This is a genomic window from Sphingobacterium lactis (assembly GCF_051951495.1).
Taxonomy (GTDB): Bacteria; Bacteroidota; Bacteroidia; order Sphingobacteriales; family Sphingobacteriaceae; genus Sphingobacterium; species Sphingobacterium lactis_A.
On sequence record NZ_JBNHAS010000001.1, the window covers coordinates 649,524 to 666,718 of the forward strand.

Consider the following 17,195-nt stretch of genomic DNA (forward strand, 5'->3'; position numbering starts at 1 on the left):
AATATTTAAAGTACAACTAATTATTTTTATGAAAAAAGCATTAATTATTTTACTAGCCGTCCAAGTATTGATTTTAAGCTCCTGTGGAACGATATTCTCAGGTACAAAGCAATCTGTGCAGATTAGAACCTTTCCTGAAGGTGCTAATGTTGAAGTAGATGGAGTTGATCGTGGTGTCACTCCTTTAACTTTAGATTTAAAAAGAGGATTTAAGAGTCCAGTGATAACCTTGTCAAAAGAAGGTTATCAAAAACAAGAGTTTTATCCTGAACTTACCTTTAACAATGTTTCTTTATTGAACTTTTTTGGGATGTTTGGTTTTGTGATTGATGCTGCTACTGGAGCGATCATGAAGTATGACCCTAAATTCTACGAAATCAATTTAAAAGAAGAAAGAAAACAATCTCAGTTATAAACAAATTTAAATGGGATAATTAGAAGAAGCTGTGTTCTTTTATTGAAGGTTTCAATATTGGAATACGGCTTTTTATATTTTTTCTAATGCGCTGGATAAGGCCTTTAAGTCCTGCTTCATTAAGTTAATAGTGGATTCCAATTGATCGTACATATCCGCACGATTTTCCAATTGTTCACTATTATATCGACCACCTTCACCAAAATATAAATCCAATAAATCCTTTGTTGATTTTTTATGTATCTGACCAAATCCGGTCCATTTTTCTACAATCTGTTCGCGTAAAGAAGTATGTATGTTGTTCTCTGAGCTCTTATAATTAAGGAAGTACCAAACCGCTGCCGGAAAATTTTGTGATACCTCCGCGCCATACCATATATCTTTTAAAGCGTTTCTTTTATGATGAAATTCAATGGATTCATCATTCAAAAGCATCAAAACACCAAACGTAGCTTCAGCTAGACCTGTGGTAATACCAACTGCCGAACTGGCTTTCTCATTTTTAATGACTCCTTCAGTCAAGATAGCACCCAAAGCTCCAACTACAATTGCACTAACTGTTAATCTGGATTCCTTTTCTCTCATTCTTCCATTCAGGTAATTCGCAATTTGGCTAGTTCTTTCTTCTTCACAATCCATCTCGGAGGATATTGCTGAGATCTCCAACGACGACATATTAATCCGATGATCAATTTCCTGCTTCAGCTCCAATATTTTCAACCTGTAATTCAAATCATCAGGCTTAGGATTTGCTCTTAATTCTGCAAATTGGGTGATACTTTGCAAGATGCCAATAGCATTAGCCATATTAAGATTAGTAAAACTCAATTTGTCCCTTAATAATGGTGAAATGGATTGTTCGTGTAAGGGGATGGGTAGACTATCAACCGAATAGGTATAAATATTCTGTTGATTACAGTTACTATGTTTCAATAAATCTTTTATCTCCAAGTTTTTTACTGAAGCGCAAGAGGAAAAAAGTCCTATACTAAGAGTTAGTAGCACAAAAGATCGGAATAATTGCATAGTTAGCGAGTTAAAATCGTCGAATATAGGATATCCTTATTCTAAGGACAAATGTAGAAGATTCTTTAAATATTCCGAGGAATCTGAACAAAAAGAGATTGGATTTCTTGAACTAAAAATTCGGTATTATATAAAAAAAGTCTTTTCTTTACGGATAGATTATGGTAAATCACTTCATAAACCAAATTAATGGATAATTTTATTACGACCCTTTCAAGCCTTGTCTGGTCTGAGGTTTTCATTTATTTATGCCTGATCACTGGGCTATATTTTTCAATTCGTACAGGTTTTTTGCAGGTTACTTATTTAAAGGATATGATTCGCTTATTATTTGCGAAGAAGAAATCCGATGAAGGTATCTCATCCTTTCAGGCCTTTGCATTGGCTATTTCAGGTCGAGTAGGTACTGGAAATATCATAGGTGTGGCTACTGCTATTTTTTATGGTGGTCCGGGTGCTATTTTCTGGATGTGGTTGATTGCCTTTTTAGGTTCTGCGTCTGCATTTGTGGAGGCGAGTTTAGGTCAATTGTATAAAAGGCAAGAAGGCACTGAGTTTAGAGGTGGTCCAGCGTATTACATTGAAAAAGGATTAGGCGTAAAATGGTATGCTGTACTTTTTGCGATATTGACCATCATCAGTGCTGGTTTATTGCTACCTGGAGTACAAAGTAATGCAATTGCTTCATCTGCTTTCAATGCTTTTGAGATTCCAACAAATTATACCGGGATAGGTATTGTCGTTTTATTGGTGCTGATCATCTTTGGAGGGGTAAAACGTCTTGGAACTGTAGCCGAGTATGTGGTTCCTTTTATGGCCGGAGGATATATCTTGATGACCTTGATCATTATAGGCATGAACTTCAAGCAAATCCCTGAGGTATTTAGTTTGATATTTAGTTCAGCTTTTAGTTTTCATGCTACTTTTGGCGGAATTATAGGAATGGCCATTGCTTGGGGTGTTAAACGTGGTATTTATTCCAATGAGGCTGGCCAAGGTACTGCACCACACGCTGCAGCAGCGGCAGAGGTAAATCACCCAGCACAGCAAGGACTAGTACAAGCTTTTTCAGTTTATGTAGATACCTTATTTGTATGTACAGCTACTGCCTTAATGATTTTGTTTACCGGCATGTATAATGTAACAGAAGTGGATGCGGCAGGAAAGCCTACGACCTTCATTACAGAGAATTTACCAGGCGTAGATTATAATGGATTTACGCAAGCAGCCGTGTCTCATCACTTCCCAGGATTTGGTAATGAATTTATCGCAATTGCTTTGTTTTTCTTTGCCTTCACTACTATTATGGCCTATTTCTATTATGCAGACACGAATATTGCATACTTAGTAAAGAATGAGAAAGCCAAGAAAGTAATTGGGTTTTTATTTAAGCTTGTTTTCTTATCCACCGTATATTTTGGAACTGTCCGTACGGCTGAGAAGGCTTGGGCGATAGGGGATATAGGCGTCGGATTAATGGCTTGGGTGAATATTATTGCCATCCTTTTATTGAGCAAGATTGCCATGAAAGTATGGAAGGATTACAAAACAAAACGTCAGCAAGGAATTGAAGACCCTAGTTTTGACCCTAAAGAAATTGGAATTAAAAACGCAGATTATTGGGAGAATAAATCAGAATAAACCAATCTGTATAAACATAAAAAAGGGACAATCTTGTGTAAAAGAATGTCCCTTTTTTGTTTTGGCAATACCTTTAATTTTATCGAATACCAAAACATGTTGTTGCGAACAATAAAATAAAGGCCACTAAAAGTAAGAGTACCAAAGTGGTCAATGGTGTTCTTTTCATGTTAGTTTATTATTAAGTTTTAAATAGTGATAGTATTAAAGTTACATATATTTTTGTAATCAAAAAACAATAAAATGCTGAATATCAATTTTATGCTGTGTGTATTTAACACATTGTGGCAATTAATGAACCATTTTGTAGCTGATTTACAGATATTGTATATAATATCTTATTTTTGACCGTTTTTGTGAAATTAATCTAAGCTTTATGAAGAAAGGCAACTTTTGGGCCTTGATACCACTGTTATTTTTCGTGGTAGTCTATTTTATCGGGTCTTATATTTTAGGCGACTTTTACGCACTACCTGTATTGGTATTATTTGTAATGGCCCTTTTTGTGGCCTTCTTGCAATTTCCCAAGGTGCCATTTAATGACAAGATTAAGAGCTTTGCTAAGGGAGCAGGAGATGAAAACATCCTCATTATGGTGCTCATCTTCCTTCTGGCGGGTGCTTTTGGTGAACTGTCTAAGAATATTGGAGCTATTTCATCGACAATTAACTTTGCCCTTACCTATGTGCCCCCACAGTTTGTAGTGGCCGGATTATTTATGGTGGCCTGTTTCATTTCTACTTCTTTGGGTACATCTGTAGGGACCATTGTTGCTTTAGCGCCAATTGCTGTAGGATTAGAAAATAATATCGAAGGGATCATGGCCATAGCCCTTGCTGCTGTTATAGGTGGAGCTATGTTTGGCGATAACCTTTCCTTCATCTCTGATACGACAATTGCTGCTACAAGGACGCAACATGTAGGCATGAAAGAGAAGTTTCGGGTTAACTTTAAAATGGTTCTTCCAGTCGCTATTTTAGTGTTTGTCATTTACTCTCTGATGGGATGGAATATGCTGGATGGTTCCGTTCAAATTAAAGTTGAAGACTATGAGCTCATCAAAATATTCCCTTACATTCTCGTATTTGTATTAGCCCTAGTTGGTTTAAATGTTATTTGGACCTTAGGTATTGGTATTATTGTCGCTGCTCTAATAGGTATATTCACAGGATCCATTGATTTCTTGACTATCTTAAAATCCATAAACGATGGATTTGCAGGCATGTTTGAGTTAAGTGTGTTGTGTTTAATTATCGGTGGAGTTGTTGGGATTATACGTATGAATGGGGGAGTAGATTACCTGCTTCAAATGGTTACTCAAAGAATTAACTCTAAAAGAAAAGCTGAATTAGGTATAGCTTTCTTGGTGAGCCTGGTTAATTTGGCAATTGCTAATAATACCATCACTATTGTTATTGTTGGACCTATTGCAAAGGATATATCGGATAAAAATGGATTAGAAGGGAGTAGGGTGGCTAGTATTCTAGATACCGTATCCTGTTTTATCCAAGGGATGGTACCTTACGGAGCACAGATATTAGCAGCTATGGCTGCAGCAAATATGTTACTTGCAGATAAACAAATGCCTTTGATGTCACCAATTGATGTGATGCAATATTTATATTATCCATTTTTGATGGGGATTGTAACATTCTTGGTTATTCTTTTAAGAAAGAATAAGGCAACAGCATAACTTATTATATTTTATTGAAGCAAACAGCACAATAGTAATCCTATTGTGCTGTTTGATTTTATAACAGAAGTATCAGGTCTATCCATTTGTTGGATGATACAACCTGGAGTGATATGGGTATTTAAAGATTTGATTTGTAAACTATTTCAAATCTTTTATAATATCCAGAATCAATGGATAAGTATTTTCTTTAACTTTTTTCAATTCTGAAGCCTTTAACCATTCTACCTGATCGATATCCTCTTCAACCTGAGGCGTAAGTTTAGGTATTTTATTGACACCCATATCGTACCATTTGGTCTGTTTAAGCATGAATCTGCCTCGCATATAGTAGGTATGATAAGATGTAGCCACCTTTTTTCCAAGGTAGTTGATTTTCACCCCGCATTCTTCTTCTACTTCACGTTTTGCGGTTTCTTTCATTTTTTCACCTTCTTCCACCTTACCTTTGGGCAGATCCCATTTACCAAGACGATGAATAAAAAGGTATTCTCCATTGCCATTTTTTACTAAACCTCCGGCGGCTTTAATTATTTTGGTGTTACTTAGGATATTTTTAAAAACTTTTTGGAAATTCTCGTGTATGTATAGGTACACAGTTTTTTCTTGGAGTTTAGATGATTCGATAAAAAGTTTTTCCAAATCAATGTCTTGTAAACCAATAGTTTGAACATTAACTTTAATATGAGGTACAAAATCTGCCAAAATTAACAGAGATTGGTTCATATAAATTTTATAAATTTGTGCCATGAATTATTTAAATGAGGTTGAACAAAAAGTTGCTGAATCCTTATTGCAAATTAAAGCAATAAAATTACAACCTAAAAGTCCTTTTACATGGGCCTCTGGGTGGAAGTCACCAATTTACTGTGATAACCGTGTAACTTTATCTCATCCTGCTATCCGAACCTATATTAGACAGAAATTATCTCAATTAATTCAAGATGAGTTTGGATCTGTAGATATGATCTCCGGGGTTGCCACTGCAGGCATTCCTCAAGGTGTGCTTGTGGCACAAGATTTAGGCTTACCTTTCTCTTATGTACGCAGCAGTGCGAAAGATCATGGTCGTCAAAACCTAATTGAAGGTGAAGTGATCAGTGGACAACGTGTTGTTGTGGTAGAAGATCTAGTGTCAACTGGTAAGAGCAGCTTGGTTGCTGTAAAAGCATTGCGTGAGGCAGGCTGTAACGTTGTTGGTTTAGTATCTATCTTTACATATGGCTTCGACGAAGCTCGTAAGAACTTTGAAGATGCTAAATGTACCTTCCACAGCTTGTGTAATTATGAAGCTTTAGTTCGTGTAGCAGCTACGAACAGCTATATTAAAGAATCGGAGATTGAGTTATTAGAGAAATGGCGTCAAGATCCTGCAAACTGGAACCCAGAATTAGTATAATATGACCGTAATTCAAAATTCAACCCTAATCAACAAACCGCTTAGTGAGGTGTATCAGTTCTTAGCGGACATGAACAATCATGAGCAATTAATGCCTGAGAATATCTATAACTGGACTTCAACGCAAGATGAAGCACGTTTTACGATTAAGAACATGGCGAAGTTAGCTTTGAAAATTAGTGAGCGTATCGAAGATAAAGAATTGGTAAGTGTTCCTGTTGAGGAAGCTCCTTTTCCGATTACTCTTCGTTGGAAAATTGACCCAGATAGTGATACTGTAACAAAAGCAACCTTTATCATCGAAGCAGAATTAAACATGATGATGAAAATGATGGCCTCTGGACCACTTCAAAAATTAGTGGATTTCCAAGTTAACCGTCTTAAAGAAGTATTAGGATAGTATTTTTGATTTAAGATATATAAAAAAAGCAGCCAATCGGCTGCTTTTTTCATTACTTAATAAATATATCTTTAGAAAGAAAAAGATACATGTGTTAATAGACGATTTCCAGCATCAACTCGTCCTTGACCCAAATTCTGATGCATTGGTGTCTGAAAAGAAACCCCTACAGACAGCCTTTTGATATTTGCTTCTAAACCTGCTGTCGCATTTACTATATTTCCACCTGTCTCGTTTACCAAGAAGGAATTGTTGTGATCCTTTTGCTGATTTTCAAAATTGACTCCAGCATTTGGAGCAATACGAATCTCATTTCCTAAAGCAATCTTATAATAAGCAGAAGCATTAGCAGCCAATTTATTGCCATAACGGTATTGGTCTTTGTTCTCCGTATTGATTTTGTAGCTGGCATTGGCATTTACGCCAAAATCTTGAATACGAAAATCATACATGATACTTGGAATGAAGTCAAATGAACCAGTACCCAATTGAAAGATGTTCGGTGAAATGGCCATCGCATTATTTTGTTCCTGTACATCGTATTTTCCGGTGGCAAGTTTTAATCCCAATCCAGCCCATAGGGAATGTACAATCATTTTGTTTCTGGAATTGCTTTTTGCAGAACTAAATACTTGGTAGTAACCATTCACGACAACATCACTTAAGCCATCTTTTTTTCTTAACAAATCGCTTCCTGAAGTGTATTTTTCATTAAAGCTATAAGGTATAATGGCCAATACTCGCCAACGATCACTAATATTCCAAGCGCCCCATAGCTCTGTAGAGCGATATGTTTCGTCAGTTGTCAATGCTGTTCTTTGTCCGTTGATATCCAGTTGGGTGGTGATTTTATTCAATTGGAATCGCAAGCCTAGAAATCTTTTGTTGAAATCAGGTAGGAGTCCGATATAATATCCACCTACTCCACAGCCACAGATATCACATGCTTTTGCATAGGTGAAGCCAGCGAGTAGGAAGATTAATACGATGAATTTTTTCATTAGAATTCGTGAAATAAAGTGTTGTTAATAAATTTTTCGTCGTTTAAGGTATTCAAGAAAGCCATAAGTTGATCCACTTCGGTATCAGAAAGATCAATTTTCATATCTTTCCTTAAGATTGGGTCTAAATTTTTGGTGTTCTGTATATCACGACGGTAATGGTTTATGACCGCTTCCAGCGTTCTTAATTGACCATCATGCATATATGGAGGTGAATATTTCAAATTCCTTAAACTAGGAACCTTAAATTTTAAGCGATCTTCCTCCAACTGCGATATTTCAAAACGTCCTTGATCCTCAAATGAGTTTTCTCCGAGACCATTGTCTCGATAACTACCATCCGTAAATAGCGGTTCCTGATGACAGGTACTGCACTTTGCTTGGTAAATGGCATAACCTTTCTGCTCCTCAGCGCTAAAGCTTGTCTCCTTACGCTGAACCTGGTCGTATTTGGAATTATCCGAAATCAACAAGGTCATAAATTGCGACATGGCTTTGAACATATTGATGGAATTGATCTCCTCCGTTCCAAAAACTTTCTTAAAATCTGCTCGGTAGGAAGGAATTTTGTTCAGTTTAGCCAATACATTCACCATCTTTTCATCCATTTCAACTGGGTTTTCGATCGGTGCTACTGGAAATAGATCCAAATGGAATACTCCACCATCCCAAAAGAAAGATTTATTCCAAGCCAAGTTAAATAGGGGCGGGCTATTGCGCGTACCTTGTCTGTCATCGATTCCATGGCTCACGTCATGTCCATGATGCGTAAAGGCATTCTGTGCTATATGACAACTACCACAGGAAATGGTGTTATCTCGAGATAGAATGGGGTCATAGAATAGCTTCTTGCCTAACTCAAACCCCTCTTTTGAGATGGGGTTTGAGGCAAAATTATAAGTAGGCTCTGGAAAATAACTCGGCCTGATAAAGGATTTAAAGGGTTCCTCTATCAACTCATCTGCCTTTTGACAGGCGATGATAAGGCCGAGTATCATACCAAGAACTAAAAAAATATTTTTATTCATTACCTAATTTCTGTTGATTGTGGGTATGATCATGGGTAAACATGCCCGCATAATTGTTGGCAATATCTTCATTAGGACCACTTACCATAACCACAGGGTTTTTAGCAATGGAAATTTTATTCGGACCATCCAGGGCACGGCCTACATCACACAATAAGTGAATGTCTGAACTAAAGCCTTGTTTAACTGTTGCTGAACCAGCTTTGCTTAAGTCAATGCTGATTTCCTTGATGTTGTTTTTAGTAGGTTTATCATATCCTCCAAATAAACCAATATGGTAAGCAAAACGCTTGTCTTTATTGGTTGAAGCTTCAGAAGTACCTTCCATTTTGAAGAAGATATAACCAGAATTCCAACTCCAATACATACCAGAAGTAGCTATATCCAATACACCAGTACGTTCTTCAGCCGGAGACTTGCTTGTTTCTTGGTCAATACCTAAAGTAAACTCTAACTTCGTGTAATTGCCCTCTGGAGCTTCAAACTTAGGGAATAAGGACTCCGTTTTTTCTGCGTCAATAAGGAAAAAGGACTCTTTTTTAGGTACGACATACACTTGGCCTTTGTCATCCGTAAGCTTAACATTGCTCACGTAGTATTTCATTAAGTCAATCTTGAACTTCTCATTGAAACTATTGCTGTATTCTGTACTGTTAAGTTTTAAGGTTTTACCGCCAACAATGTTGTCGAATTTCAGTTTCACCTGTCCTTTTTTGTTAGAATCGAAAGTAATATCGTCTTTTTGGCAAGAGAATAAAGTAGTAGCCGCCACGAGGCCACATAGAAAAAGTTTAAATTTCATGTTATTTGTTGTATAAAAAAATATTAGTCAATAAGAATGCTGACCGAATGATATATTCGGACACAATAGATTGGGTAATAAATTTTATACGAGTGGCGGGTGGAAAAGGGAACCTATTAAGTCTTTAGGGTTCAATTTTGAGCTAAAGAGGTTATAGGGAGTTGTAGGAACTTCAGTACTGATCGGACAAGTTAAGTCAAATTCCATTTGACTAATGAATGAACATTCCTGAAAGTTAACTTTGAAGTTCTCTTGTTCGTGCTCTTGTTGCGCCTTAAGTTTTTTGGCTAAGTAACATTGTCCATGACAATTGTTGTTTGCCATCTGACGCTGAACACAGAGGTACTTCTCTATATAATTTTGATTGTAGTAGAAGGAGGTGCATATCATCAAGGTCGCATTGCTTTGAATAAGCATCACGGGTATGAGTAGATATAATAACCAAGTCTTCATTTCTTCTGCAAATGTAGTCCTTGAATTCTGAAATCAAAAATTTTACAATGAATTAATTTATTAATCGTCTCGGGTATCGGTTGTCAAGGATAGATTTCGTATTTTTGTTGACTTTAGAAAAACATAAATTAAAAAACTAAAATGGAATTGAATCTTAAGCGTCCATTAGCTTTTTTCGATTTGGAAACAACAGGAGTGAATGTGTCGTCTGATCGAATTGTTGAATTGTCTATCCTGAAGGTTTCTCCAGGAGGACTTGAAGAGACGCTTACCTTGAAAGTAAACCCTGAAAGACCTATCCCTGCAGAATCTTCTATGTTTCATGGCATATACGATGAAGATGTGAAGGATCTTCCAACGTTTAAACAACAGGCGAAACAAATTGCAGATTTTATAGCTGATTCGGACCTTGCAGGGTATAACTCCAATAAGTTTGATGTCCCAATGCTTATGGAAGAATTCTTACGCGCAGGTGTAGATTTCACCCTTGAAGGGCGTGCTTTTGTAGATGTTCAAAACATCTTCCACCAAATGGAACAAAGAACGCTTAAAGCCGCTTACAAGTTTTACTGTGATCAAAACCTAGATAATGCACATACTGCTGAGGCGGACGTTCGTGCTACTTATGAGGTGTTAAAGGCACAATTGACCAAATATGACGGGGTTGATTACGAAGATAAGCATGGTCAGGTTAGCAAACCGGTGGTGAACGATGTAGAAGCATTGCACAACTTTACCAACTTGAGTAAACCTGTTGATTTTGCAGGACGATTAGTTTATGATGATGATGGTGATGCAACCATTAATTTCGGGAAACATAAGGGAAGGAAAGTAGTGGAGGTTTTTGATGTAGAGCCGAGTTACTATGCCTGGATGCAGAATGGTGATTTTCCATTATATACGAAGAAAGTGTTGGAAAATCTTTGGAATGACCATCGCAACAAGAAACGTGAAACCAGACAACAAGAGCAGTCAGCTCAACCTAGAGTTAGTCGTGAAGAAGCTAGACCGTATAAAAAAGAGGTTCCGGGAAAGGCTATTACCGACGACATGTTGAAAGGATTAAAAGATAAGTTTAAGAAATAGAACCAATACATATTATGATCAAAACTGAAGAAGCAGTAGAAAGAGTAACCTGTCTAATTATTGGATCAGGTCCTGCTGGATATACTGCAGCAATCTATGCAGCTCGTGCTGACATGAAACCCGTAATGTACACTGGTATGGTACCGGGTGGTCAATTGACACAAACCACAGAAGTGGATAACTTTCCAGGATATCCGAAAGGAATTACTGGTCCCGTAATGATGGAAGATCTACGTGCTCAAGCAGAACGCTTTGGTACTGATGTTCGTTTCGGATATGCTACAAAAGTAGATTTCTCCAAAGATGGAGGTATACATACAGTAGAGGTTGATGGTGTTAAAACCATTGAGGCTGAGACTGTCATCATTGCTACTGGTGCAACCGCAAAATGGTTAGGACTTGATTCTGAACAAAAGTACAATGGATTCGGAGTTTCTGCATGTGCGGTTTGTGATGGATTTTTCTTTAAAGGACAAGATGTCGCTATCGTAGGAGCTGGTGATACCGCTGCTGAAGAAGCAACCTATCTAGCTAAACTTTGCCGTAAGGTATATATGCTTGTTCGTCGCGATGAATTTAGAGCTTCTAAAGCGATGGTTCACCGTGTAATGAACACCGATAATATCGAAGTATTATACAATTCTGAAGCTGAAGAAATCCTTGGCGATGGCCAAGTGGTTACTGGAATCCGTGTTGTGAATAACCAAACGAAAGAAACCCAACATTTGGATATTACAGGTTTCTTCGTAGCAATCGGACATAAGCCGAATACAGAGTTGTTCCAAGGTATCTTGGATATGGATGAGACCGGCTACCTAAAAACAAAAGCAGATAGTACAGCAACAAATATCCCAGGTGTTTTTGCTTGTGGTGATGTTCAAGATCATGTCTACCGCCAAGCGATTACAGCTGCTGGTACAGGATGTATGTCTGCATTAGAGGCTGAACGTTATTTAATGGCTAAAGCAGATATCGCTTAAGACCTTATCAATATTTTAAAAAGGGGAAACAATTTGTTTCCCCTTTTTTGTGTTTTATAGATAATTTTTAGTTTGTTTTTTACTTTAATAAAATATTACTATTGTGTTGTTTATAAATATGTTATTGTGAATTAAGTAATTGATAAGGTTCTGAATAATTACAATACTTCAAAATGCTTAAGTGCATTCCATATTCCATCATCATCCACCTCATCGGTTGTATAATCAGCGATTGCTTTTACCTCCGGATTTGCATTACCCATCGCTACTCCGATTGCCACATGCTGTAGCATACTGATGTCATTTCCACCATCCCCAAAAGCCATCGTTTCTGCGATGTCTATTCCAAAATGCTTGCAAAAGATATCAATACCAACTTTTTTGCTTAGTCCCTTCGGGTTCACATCTGCAAACAATGGTGTCCATCTGGAAGCTAAAGAATTCGGCATCACCTGAGCCATAAATTCCTTTTCTTCATCAGGACCTAAGAAAATATTGGTCTGTAAAATGCTGCTGGTGTCTACCGTATCCATATTGACCAATTTCGGTACCGGTAGATTCAAGTGGGCATACATACCTGCAATCTCTGGCGTAACATCATGTATGGTGATTTCCTGTTCAGACATGAATGAGAAGCTCAGTGGCTGTTTCTTTGCATAATCCAACACTGACTGTATATCTCGCTGGTCAATTGCTTGGCGGGAGAGAACTTCGAAATCATGGGTCACACAATATCCACCGTTGAAGGTAATATACCCATCAAAATCTAAAAACTTAATATGATCAATGCTGTTGATGGAACGACCTGTAGAAACGATGCATTTGATGCCTTTTTTCTGTAATTCTTCGATGGCTTTTTTTGTAGATGTTGGGACTTCGTGTGTCTTAAAACTTAATAGTGTGCCGTCAATATCAAAAAACACGGCTTTTATTGTTGGATACTGCATGTCCAAAGGTAAACCTATATAGCAACATAACCACATAATAAACATCATATTTATGTTAAATCATGGTGGAATGCTTCGTTATTCCTTATAGTTTTCCTTGAGTTTGCTTCGATACGCTTAGGGAATTTCTTAGGATCTAATAGGGATCTCCTTCGGATCTCGTTCGCTTCTAACCGAACGAGATCCGAAGGAGATCCGAACAAGTTCCGAAGGAGATCCGAAGCAGTCTCGAATAAAACCTCTGTAAGAGACGGTTAAACATCAGACAAAAGACAACAGAATTTGTGCTTCCTATAAAGTCGTTTGTGGTGAGTGATGTTCGTTTTGACCTGATTATTAAGTTGGAGTAATGTTTGTTTTTTAAATAAGAGTGCAGGAAGGACTGCGTAAACATTTGGGGAATTTGCTGGAAATACTGGATGAGGTTCTCAATGCTTGTCCTAGTTTTAGTATCTTTGTATCTCAATAAAAGAACATGGCAGCATTTGATGATTTTATTATAGCGATCGAGGAAGGTATACAGCAAAGAGATTTGCAGAAATTAACTTTTTCAAATTACAGGGGTTCCATTCCTGAATTGGAAAATGTATATGTGAAATTGGTCGAGATAAAGCGTGAATTGATGCTGTCTTTTGTTTATCGGTATAAGACCAAAGATATTACGAAGAACTTTGCCTTATCTGATTATTTAGCTGAATTTCTTAGGTTGACAGAGTTCAAAGGGTTTCGTTCGCTAAATTTAAATCGTGGTAAGGAAATCTTGTTTTTACAGCGAAATAAAAAGGGGGATTGGCATGAACGTAAGGAACAAGGGCTAATACAGAATCAAGTCAGCTTGCAACATGATCATCATAAGGAGCGTAAATTAAATGATTTATCTAAGAAGTACTTACAGTCTCTTAATTTAACGGATGCCTCAGGTAAAGTGTACAAAAATGCGCAGGATAAATGGAAGCAAATCAACCATTATATTGAACTGTTAAGTACTTCCTTGAAGGAATTGCCAGCCGAACGAAAAGTACAAGTTGTGGATATGGGATCGGGTAAAGGTTACTTGACTTTTGCGCTGTATGATTATCTACGCTATACCCTAAACCGTGATGTTCAAGTTACCGGAGTAGAATACCGTAAGGATTTGGTGGAATTTTGTAATCAAGTATCCCAGGAGGCTAGTTTTGATGACCTGCATTTTGTGGAAGGTAGCATAGTCGATTATCAGGCTGAAGAGAAGATGGATGTATTGATCGCATTACATGCTTGTGATACGGCTACAGATGATGCTATTTTTAAAGGGATTCAGGATGAAGCAGCTTTAATTGTGGTAGCGCCATGTTGCCATAAACAAGTTCGAAGAGAGCTGGAAAAGTCAAAATTGTCAAATGATTTAGATTTTATGACCCAGTACGGTATTTTCTTGGAGCGTCATGCAGAAATGTTGACCGATAGTATCCGAGCATTGATTCTGAATTACTATGGATATGACACCAAAGTCATGCAATTTATTTCCGATCAACATACGCCGAAAAATGTGATGATTGTTGCTCAAAAGAAAGCCATCAAACCAGAAGTTCAGGATCGGGTTTTGAAGAAATTGGAGTCTTTGAAACAGTATTTTGGATTGGAATACCATCATTTAGAAAGACTTTGCGGACTAGAAAAAGTCGCGCAATAGGTTTTTCTACTCATTTTAGGATTTTATTTTCCATGAAATAGCATTGATTTTATGCTATTTTTTCACCTGTTTGTAATCCTCATGACAAGATACTATAAGGGGATAAATGCATAGATTTCGAAATTTTTGAATATCCCTTCCTAAGAATGTGAAAATATTGGAATTCCAATGAAGTATATGCGCTTTTTGGCTGTGCATTTCGCGCATAAAGTCCTATCTTTGTTTTTCGAAAAAATAAAAGAATGAGAATTTCATATAATTGGTTAAAAAATTTCATTGATATAACAAAAACTCCGGAAGAGCTTTCTTTAATTCTAACTGATATTGGCCTTGAGGTTGAATCATTAGAGGTAGAGCAAAGTATTCCAGGCGGTTTGGCTGGTTTGGTAGTGGGTGAGGTGATTACCTGTGAACAACATCCAAATGCTGATAAATTAAGAATTACAACAGTTAATGTTGGAGGTCCAGAATTATTAAATATTGTTTGTGGAGCTCCAAATGTTCGTCAAGGGTTAAAAGTAATTGTTGCACAAGTAGGCACGACCTGTCACCCTACGACTGGTGAACCTTTTAAAATCACCAAATCAAAAATTCGTGGTGAGGTTTCTGAAGGTATGCTGTGTGGTGAGGATGAAATCGGTTTGGGCACATCTCATGCTGGTTTAGTTGAGTTGTCTGAAGATGCAGAGGTTGGATCTTTGGTAAAATCATATTTCAATATGGAAGATGATTATTGCTATGAGATTGGTTTAACACCTAATCGTGCTGATGCAGCATCTCATTTAGGTGTAGCGCGCGATTTAGCCGCTTACTTCCGAGCTAATTTGAAGCCAATTGATACCGAATCGTTCAAAGTGAGCGAGGCGAAAGGGTCAACAGTAGAAGTCTTAGCAAGTGAAGATGCACCACGTTATTCTGGTGTAAACATTAAAAACATTAAAGTTGGTGAATCTCCAGAATGGCTGCGTTCAAAATTAGCTGCTATTGGGGTTCGTTCTATCAATAATATTGTAGATGTAACGAATTATATCCTGCATGATTTAGGTCAACCTTTACATGCATTTGATGTCGATAAGATAGTTGGAAATAAAGTTGTTGTGCGTAAGGCTCAAGAAGGAGAGTTGTTCAAAACCCTAGATGGGGTCGAACGTAAATTATCTGCTGAGGATTTAGTGATTGCAGATGCCGAAAAACCAATGTGTATTGCAGGGGTATTTGGAGGTGAGTACTCTGGGGTTACAGAATCAACTACTTCCATCTTTTTAGAATCGGCTTATTTTCATCCTGTTTCCGTGCGTAAGACATCGAAACGTCATGGTTTGAAGACTGATTCCTCTTTCCGTTTTGAACGCGGTACAAACCCTGATATTACAGTCACTGCTTTGAAAAAGGCAGCTTTATTGATCGCAGAGGTAGCAGGAGGAGAGGTTTCATCAGAAGTGGTCGATTTATACCCTAATCCGATTGAAGCGTTTGCTTTTCCAGTAAGTTACCGTAATATTCAACGGGTTATTGGAAAAGATATTCCAGCGGATACCATCAAAGAAATTATCCAAAGTTTAGGCATTGAAACTAAAAACGAAACATCCGAAGGAATGGATCTTTTAGTTCCGCCATACAAAGTAGACGTAACTCGTGAAATCGATGTTGTGGAAGAAGTTTTACGCATTTATGGCTATAACAATATTGAGTTAAAGACCCAAATTAAAGCTTCACTTAACACGTCTGAAAAACCTGATAAAGAATTAGTTTTAAATCAGATTGCTGATTTATTAATTGCTAATGGATACCGTGAAATATTAAGCAACTCGCTTACCAAGGATGATTACTTGGAGAACGCCGAAACCGCTGTTAAGTTATTAAATCCTTTAAGTTCAGATTTAGATGTAATGCGTCAGAATCTGTTGTTTTCAGCATTAACTGCTATTGGCTACAATCAAAACCGCAAGCATGCCGATCTTAAAGTATTTGAATATGGTCGTTCATATCAGTTATTAGACGGGGAGTATGTAGAGAAGCAATTATTTGCGCTTGCGATTGCTGGTAAGAAAGAGCCAGCACAATGGAATGGCGATAGTAAAACAGTAAGCTTTTATGATATCAAAGCGGCTGTAGATGCCATTGTTAAGCGTCTCAAAGTTGAAGGTATTCGTGTAGAAGACTATGAAGGAAATTACTTTGATTACGGATTGAGTTATAAAAAAGGAGAGAAGGTATTAGTTTCTTTCGGTGCGGTATCTAAAGCAAACTTGAAAACAGCTGATGTTAGTGGACCGATATTCTTTGCTCAGTTTGATTGGGATTTATTGATTAAAGTGATCAAAAAGAATAAGATTACGTATAAGGAAGTATCTAAATTCCCATCTGTACGCCGTGATTTAGCCTTATTATTGGATGATCAGGTTAGTTTTGAGCAATTACGTTTAATTGCGAATCGTACAGAGCGGAAGTTATTGAAGGATGTTCAGATCTTTGATGTCTATAAAGGTGATAAACTTGCGGAGGGCAAGAAATCTTATGCCTTAAGTTTTGTTCTTCAGGATGAGGAAAAAACGTTAACGGACAAACAGATTGATGGCATAATTCAAAAATTAATTGTTAACTTTGAGAAAGAAGTAGGTGCATCCGTGCGCTAAACGAAAACATAAAATT

General features: G+C 37.2%; 16 protein-coding genes. 9 read left to right on the forward strand and 7 right to left on the reverse strand.

Annotation, left to right across the window (positions count from 1 at the left end):
- Positions 1-28: 28 nt before the first annotated feature.
- Entirely contained in the window at positions 29-415 is a 387-nt protein-coding gene (locus ACP6L2_RS02695) for a PEGA domain-containing protein (RefSeq protein WP_440507762.1), read from the forward strand.
- A 72-nt stretch (positions 416-487) separates the two neighbouring features.
- On the opposite strand, the gene ACP6L2_RS02700 is transcribed toward ACP6L2_RS02695, so the two are convergent.
- The gene (locus ACP6L2_RS02700) at positions 488-1,366 is read right to left on the reverse strand and encodes a hypothetical protein (RefSeq protein ID WP_440507763.1); all 879 of its coding nucleotides are present in this window, start codon (positions 1,364-1,366) and stop codon (positions 488-490) included.
- A 264-nt stretch (positions 1,367-1,630) separates the two neighbouring features.
- Between ACP6L2_RS02700 and ACP6L2_RS02705 the strand changes: the two genes are divergently transcribed.
- Entirely contained in the window at positions 1,631-3,082 is a 1,452-nt protein-coding gene (locus ACP6L2_RS02705; RefSeq protein ID WP_440507764.1) for an alanine/glycine:cation symporter family protein, read from the forward strand.
- Between the two features lie 376 nt (positions 3,083-3,458).
- A complete protein-coding gene (locus ACP6L2_RS02710; RefSeq protein WP_440507765.1) occupies positions 3,459-4,775 on the forward strand; it encodes a Na+/H+ antiporter NhaC family protein in 1,317 nt (438 codons plus the stop codon).
- 141 nt (positions 4,776-4,916) lie between these two features.
- On the opposite strand, the gene ACP6L2_RS02715 is transcribed toward ACP6L2_RS02710, so the two are convergent.
- The gene (locus ACP6L2_RS02715; protein ID WP_440507766.1) at positions 4,917-5,501 is read right to left on the reverse strand and encodes an NUDIX hydrolase; all 585 of its coding nucleotides are present in this window, start codon (positions 5,499-5,501) and stop codon (positions 4,917-4,919) included.
- A gap of 22 nt (positions 5,502-5,523) precedes the next feature.
- On the opposite strand from ACP6L2_RS02715, the gene pyrE reads away from it, so the two are divergent.
- Both pyrE and ACP6L2_RS02725 read left to right on the forward strand, forming a co-directional pair.
- On the forward strand, positions 5,524-6,174 hold the full coding sequence (pyrE, locus tag ACP6L2_RS02720; RefSeq protein ID WP_344672637.1) for an orotate phosphoribosyltransferase: 651 nt from the start codon (positions 5,524-5,526) through the stop codon (positions 6,172-6,174).
- A 1-nt stretch (position 6,175) separates the two neighbouring features.
- Positions 6,176-6,574, forward strand: a complete 399-nt coding sequence (locus ACP6L2_RS02725; protein ID WP_344672636.1) for an SRPBCC family protein — start codon at positions 6,176-6,178, stop codon at positions 6,572-6,574.
- A gap of 71 nt (positions 6,575-6,645) precedes the next feature.
- Here ACP6L2_RS02725 and ACP6L2_RS02730 read toward each other — a convergent pair whose 3' ends face one another.
- The 4 genes from ACP6L2_RS02730 to ACP6L2_RS02745 form a co-directional block, all read right to left on the reverse strand.
- A complete protein-coding gene (locus tag ACP6L2_RS02730) occupies positions 6,646-7,575 on the reverse strand; it encodes a transporter (protein ID WP_440507767.1) in 930 nt (309 codons plus the stop codon).
- A complete protein-coding gene (locus tag ACP6L2_RS02735) occupies positions 7,575-8,603 on the reverse strand; it encodes a cytochrome-c peroxidase (protein WP_440507768.1) in 1,029 nt (342 codons plus the stop codon). Before ACP6L2_RS02735 ends, ACP6L2_RS02730 begins: the two co-directional genes overlap by 1 nt.
- Positions 8,596-9,405: an MbnP family protein gene (locus ACP6L2_RS02740; protein WP_440507769.1), complete on the reverse strand. Its 810-nt coding sequence runs from the start codon at positions 9,403-9,405 to the stop codon at positions 8,596-8,598. Before ACP6L2_RS02740 ends, ACP6L2_RS02735 begins: the two co-directional genes overlap by 8 nt.
- Before the next feature lie 84 nt (positions 9,406-9,489).
- Complete coding sequence (locus ACP6L2_RS02745; RefSeq protein WP_440507770.1) at positions 9,490-9,858, reverse strand: hypothetical protein; 369 nt, start codon at positions 9,856-9,858, stop codon at positions 9,490-9,492.
- A 141-nt stretch (positions 9,859-9,999) separates the two neighbouring features.
- Here ACP6L2_RS02745 and ACP6L2_RS02750 point away from each other — a divergent pair, with 141 nt between their 5' ends.
- Together ACP6L2_RS02750 and trxB are read left to right on the forward strand one after the other, a co-directional pair.
- Complete coding sequence (locus ACP6L2_RS02750; RefSeq protein WP_440507771.1) at positions 10,000-10,944, forward strand: exonuclease domain-containing protein; 945 nt, start codon at positions 10,000-10,002, stop codon at positions 10,942-10,944.
- A gap of 14 nt (positions 10,945-10,958) precedes the next feature.
- The gene (trxB, locus tag ACP6L2_RS02755; RefSeq protein WP_344672630.1) at positions 10,959-11,924 is read left to right on the forward strand and encodes a thioredoxin-disulfide reductase; all 966 of its coding nucleotides are present in this window, start codon (positions 10,959-10,961) and stop codon (positions 11,922-11,924) included.
- Between the two features lie 158 nt (positions 11,925-12,082).
- Here trxB and ACP6L2_RS02760 read toward each other — a convergent pair whose 3' ends face one another.
- Complete coding sequence (locus ACP6L2_RS02760; RefSeq protein ID WP_440507772.1) at positions 12,083-12,871, reverse strand: Cof-type HAD-IIB family hydrolase; 789 nt, start codon at positions 12,869-12,871, stop codon at positions 12,083-12,085.
- A gap of 475 nt (positions 12,872-13,346) precedes the next feature.
- On the opposite strand from ACP6L2_RS02760, the gene ACP6L2_RS02765 reads away from it, so the two are divergent.
- Together ACP6L2_RS02765 and pheT are read left to right on the forward strand one after the other, a co-directional pair.
- Positions 13,347-14,543, forward strand: a complete 1,197-nt coding sequence (locus tag ACP6L2_RS02765) for a class I SAM-dependent methyltransferase (RefSeq protein WP_440507773.1) — start codon at positions 13,347-13,349, stop codon at positions 14,541-14,543.
- A gap of 242 nt (positions 14,544-14,785) precedes the next feature.
- Positions 14,786-17,179 (forward strand): phenylalanine--tRNA ligase subunit beta, encoded by a 2,394-nt coding sequence (pheT, locus tag ACP6L2_RS02770; RefSeq protein WP_440507774.1) that lies wholly within the window; start codon positions 14,786-14,788, stop codon positions 17,177-17,179.
- Positions 17,180-17,195: the final 16 nt, after the last annotated feature.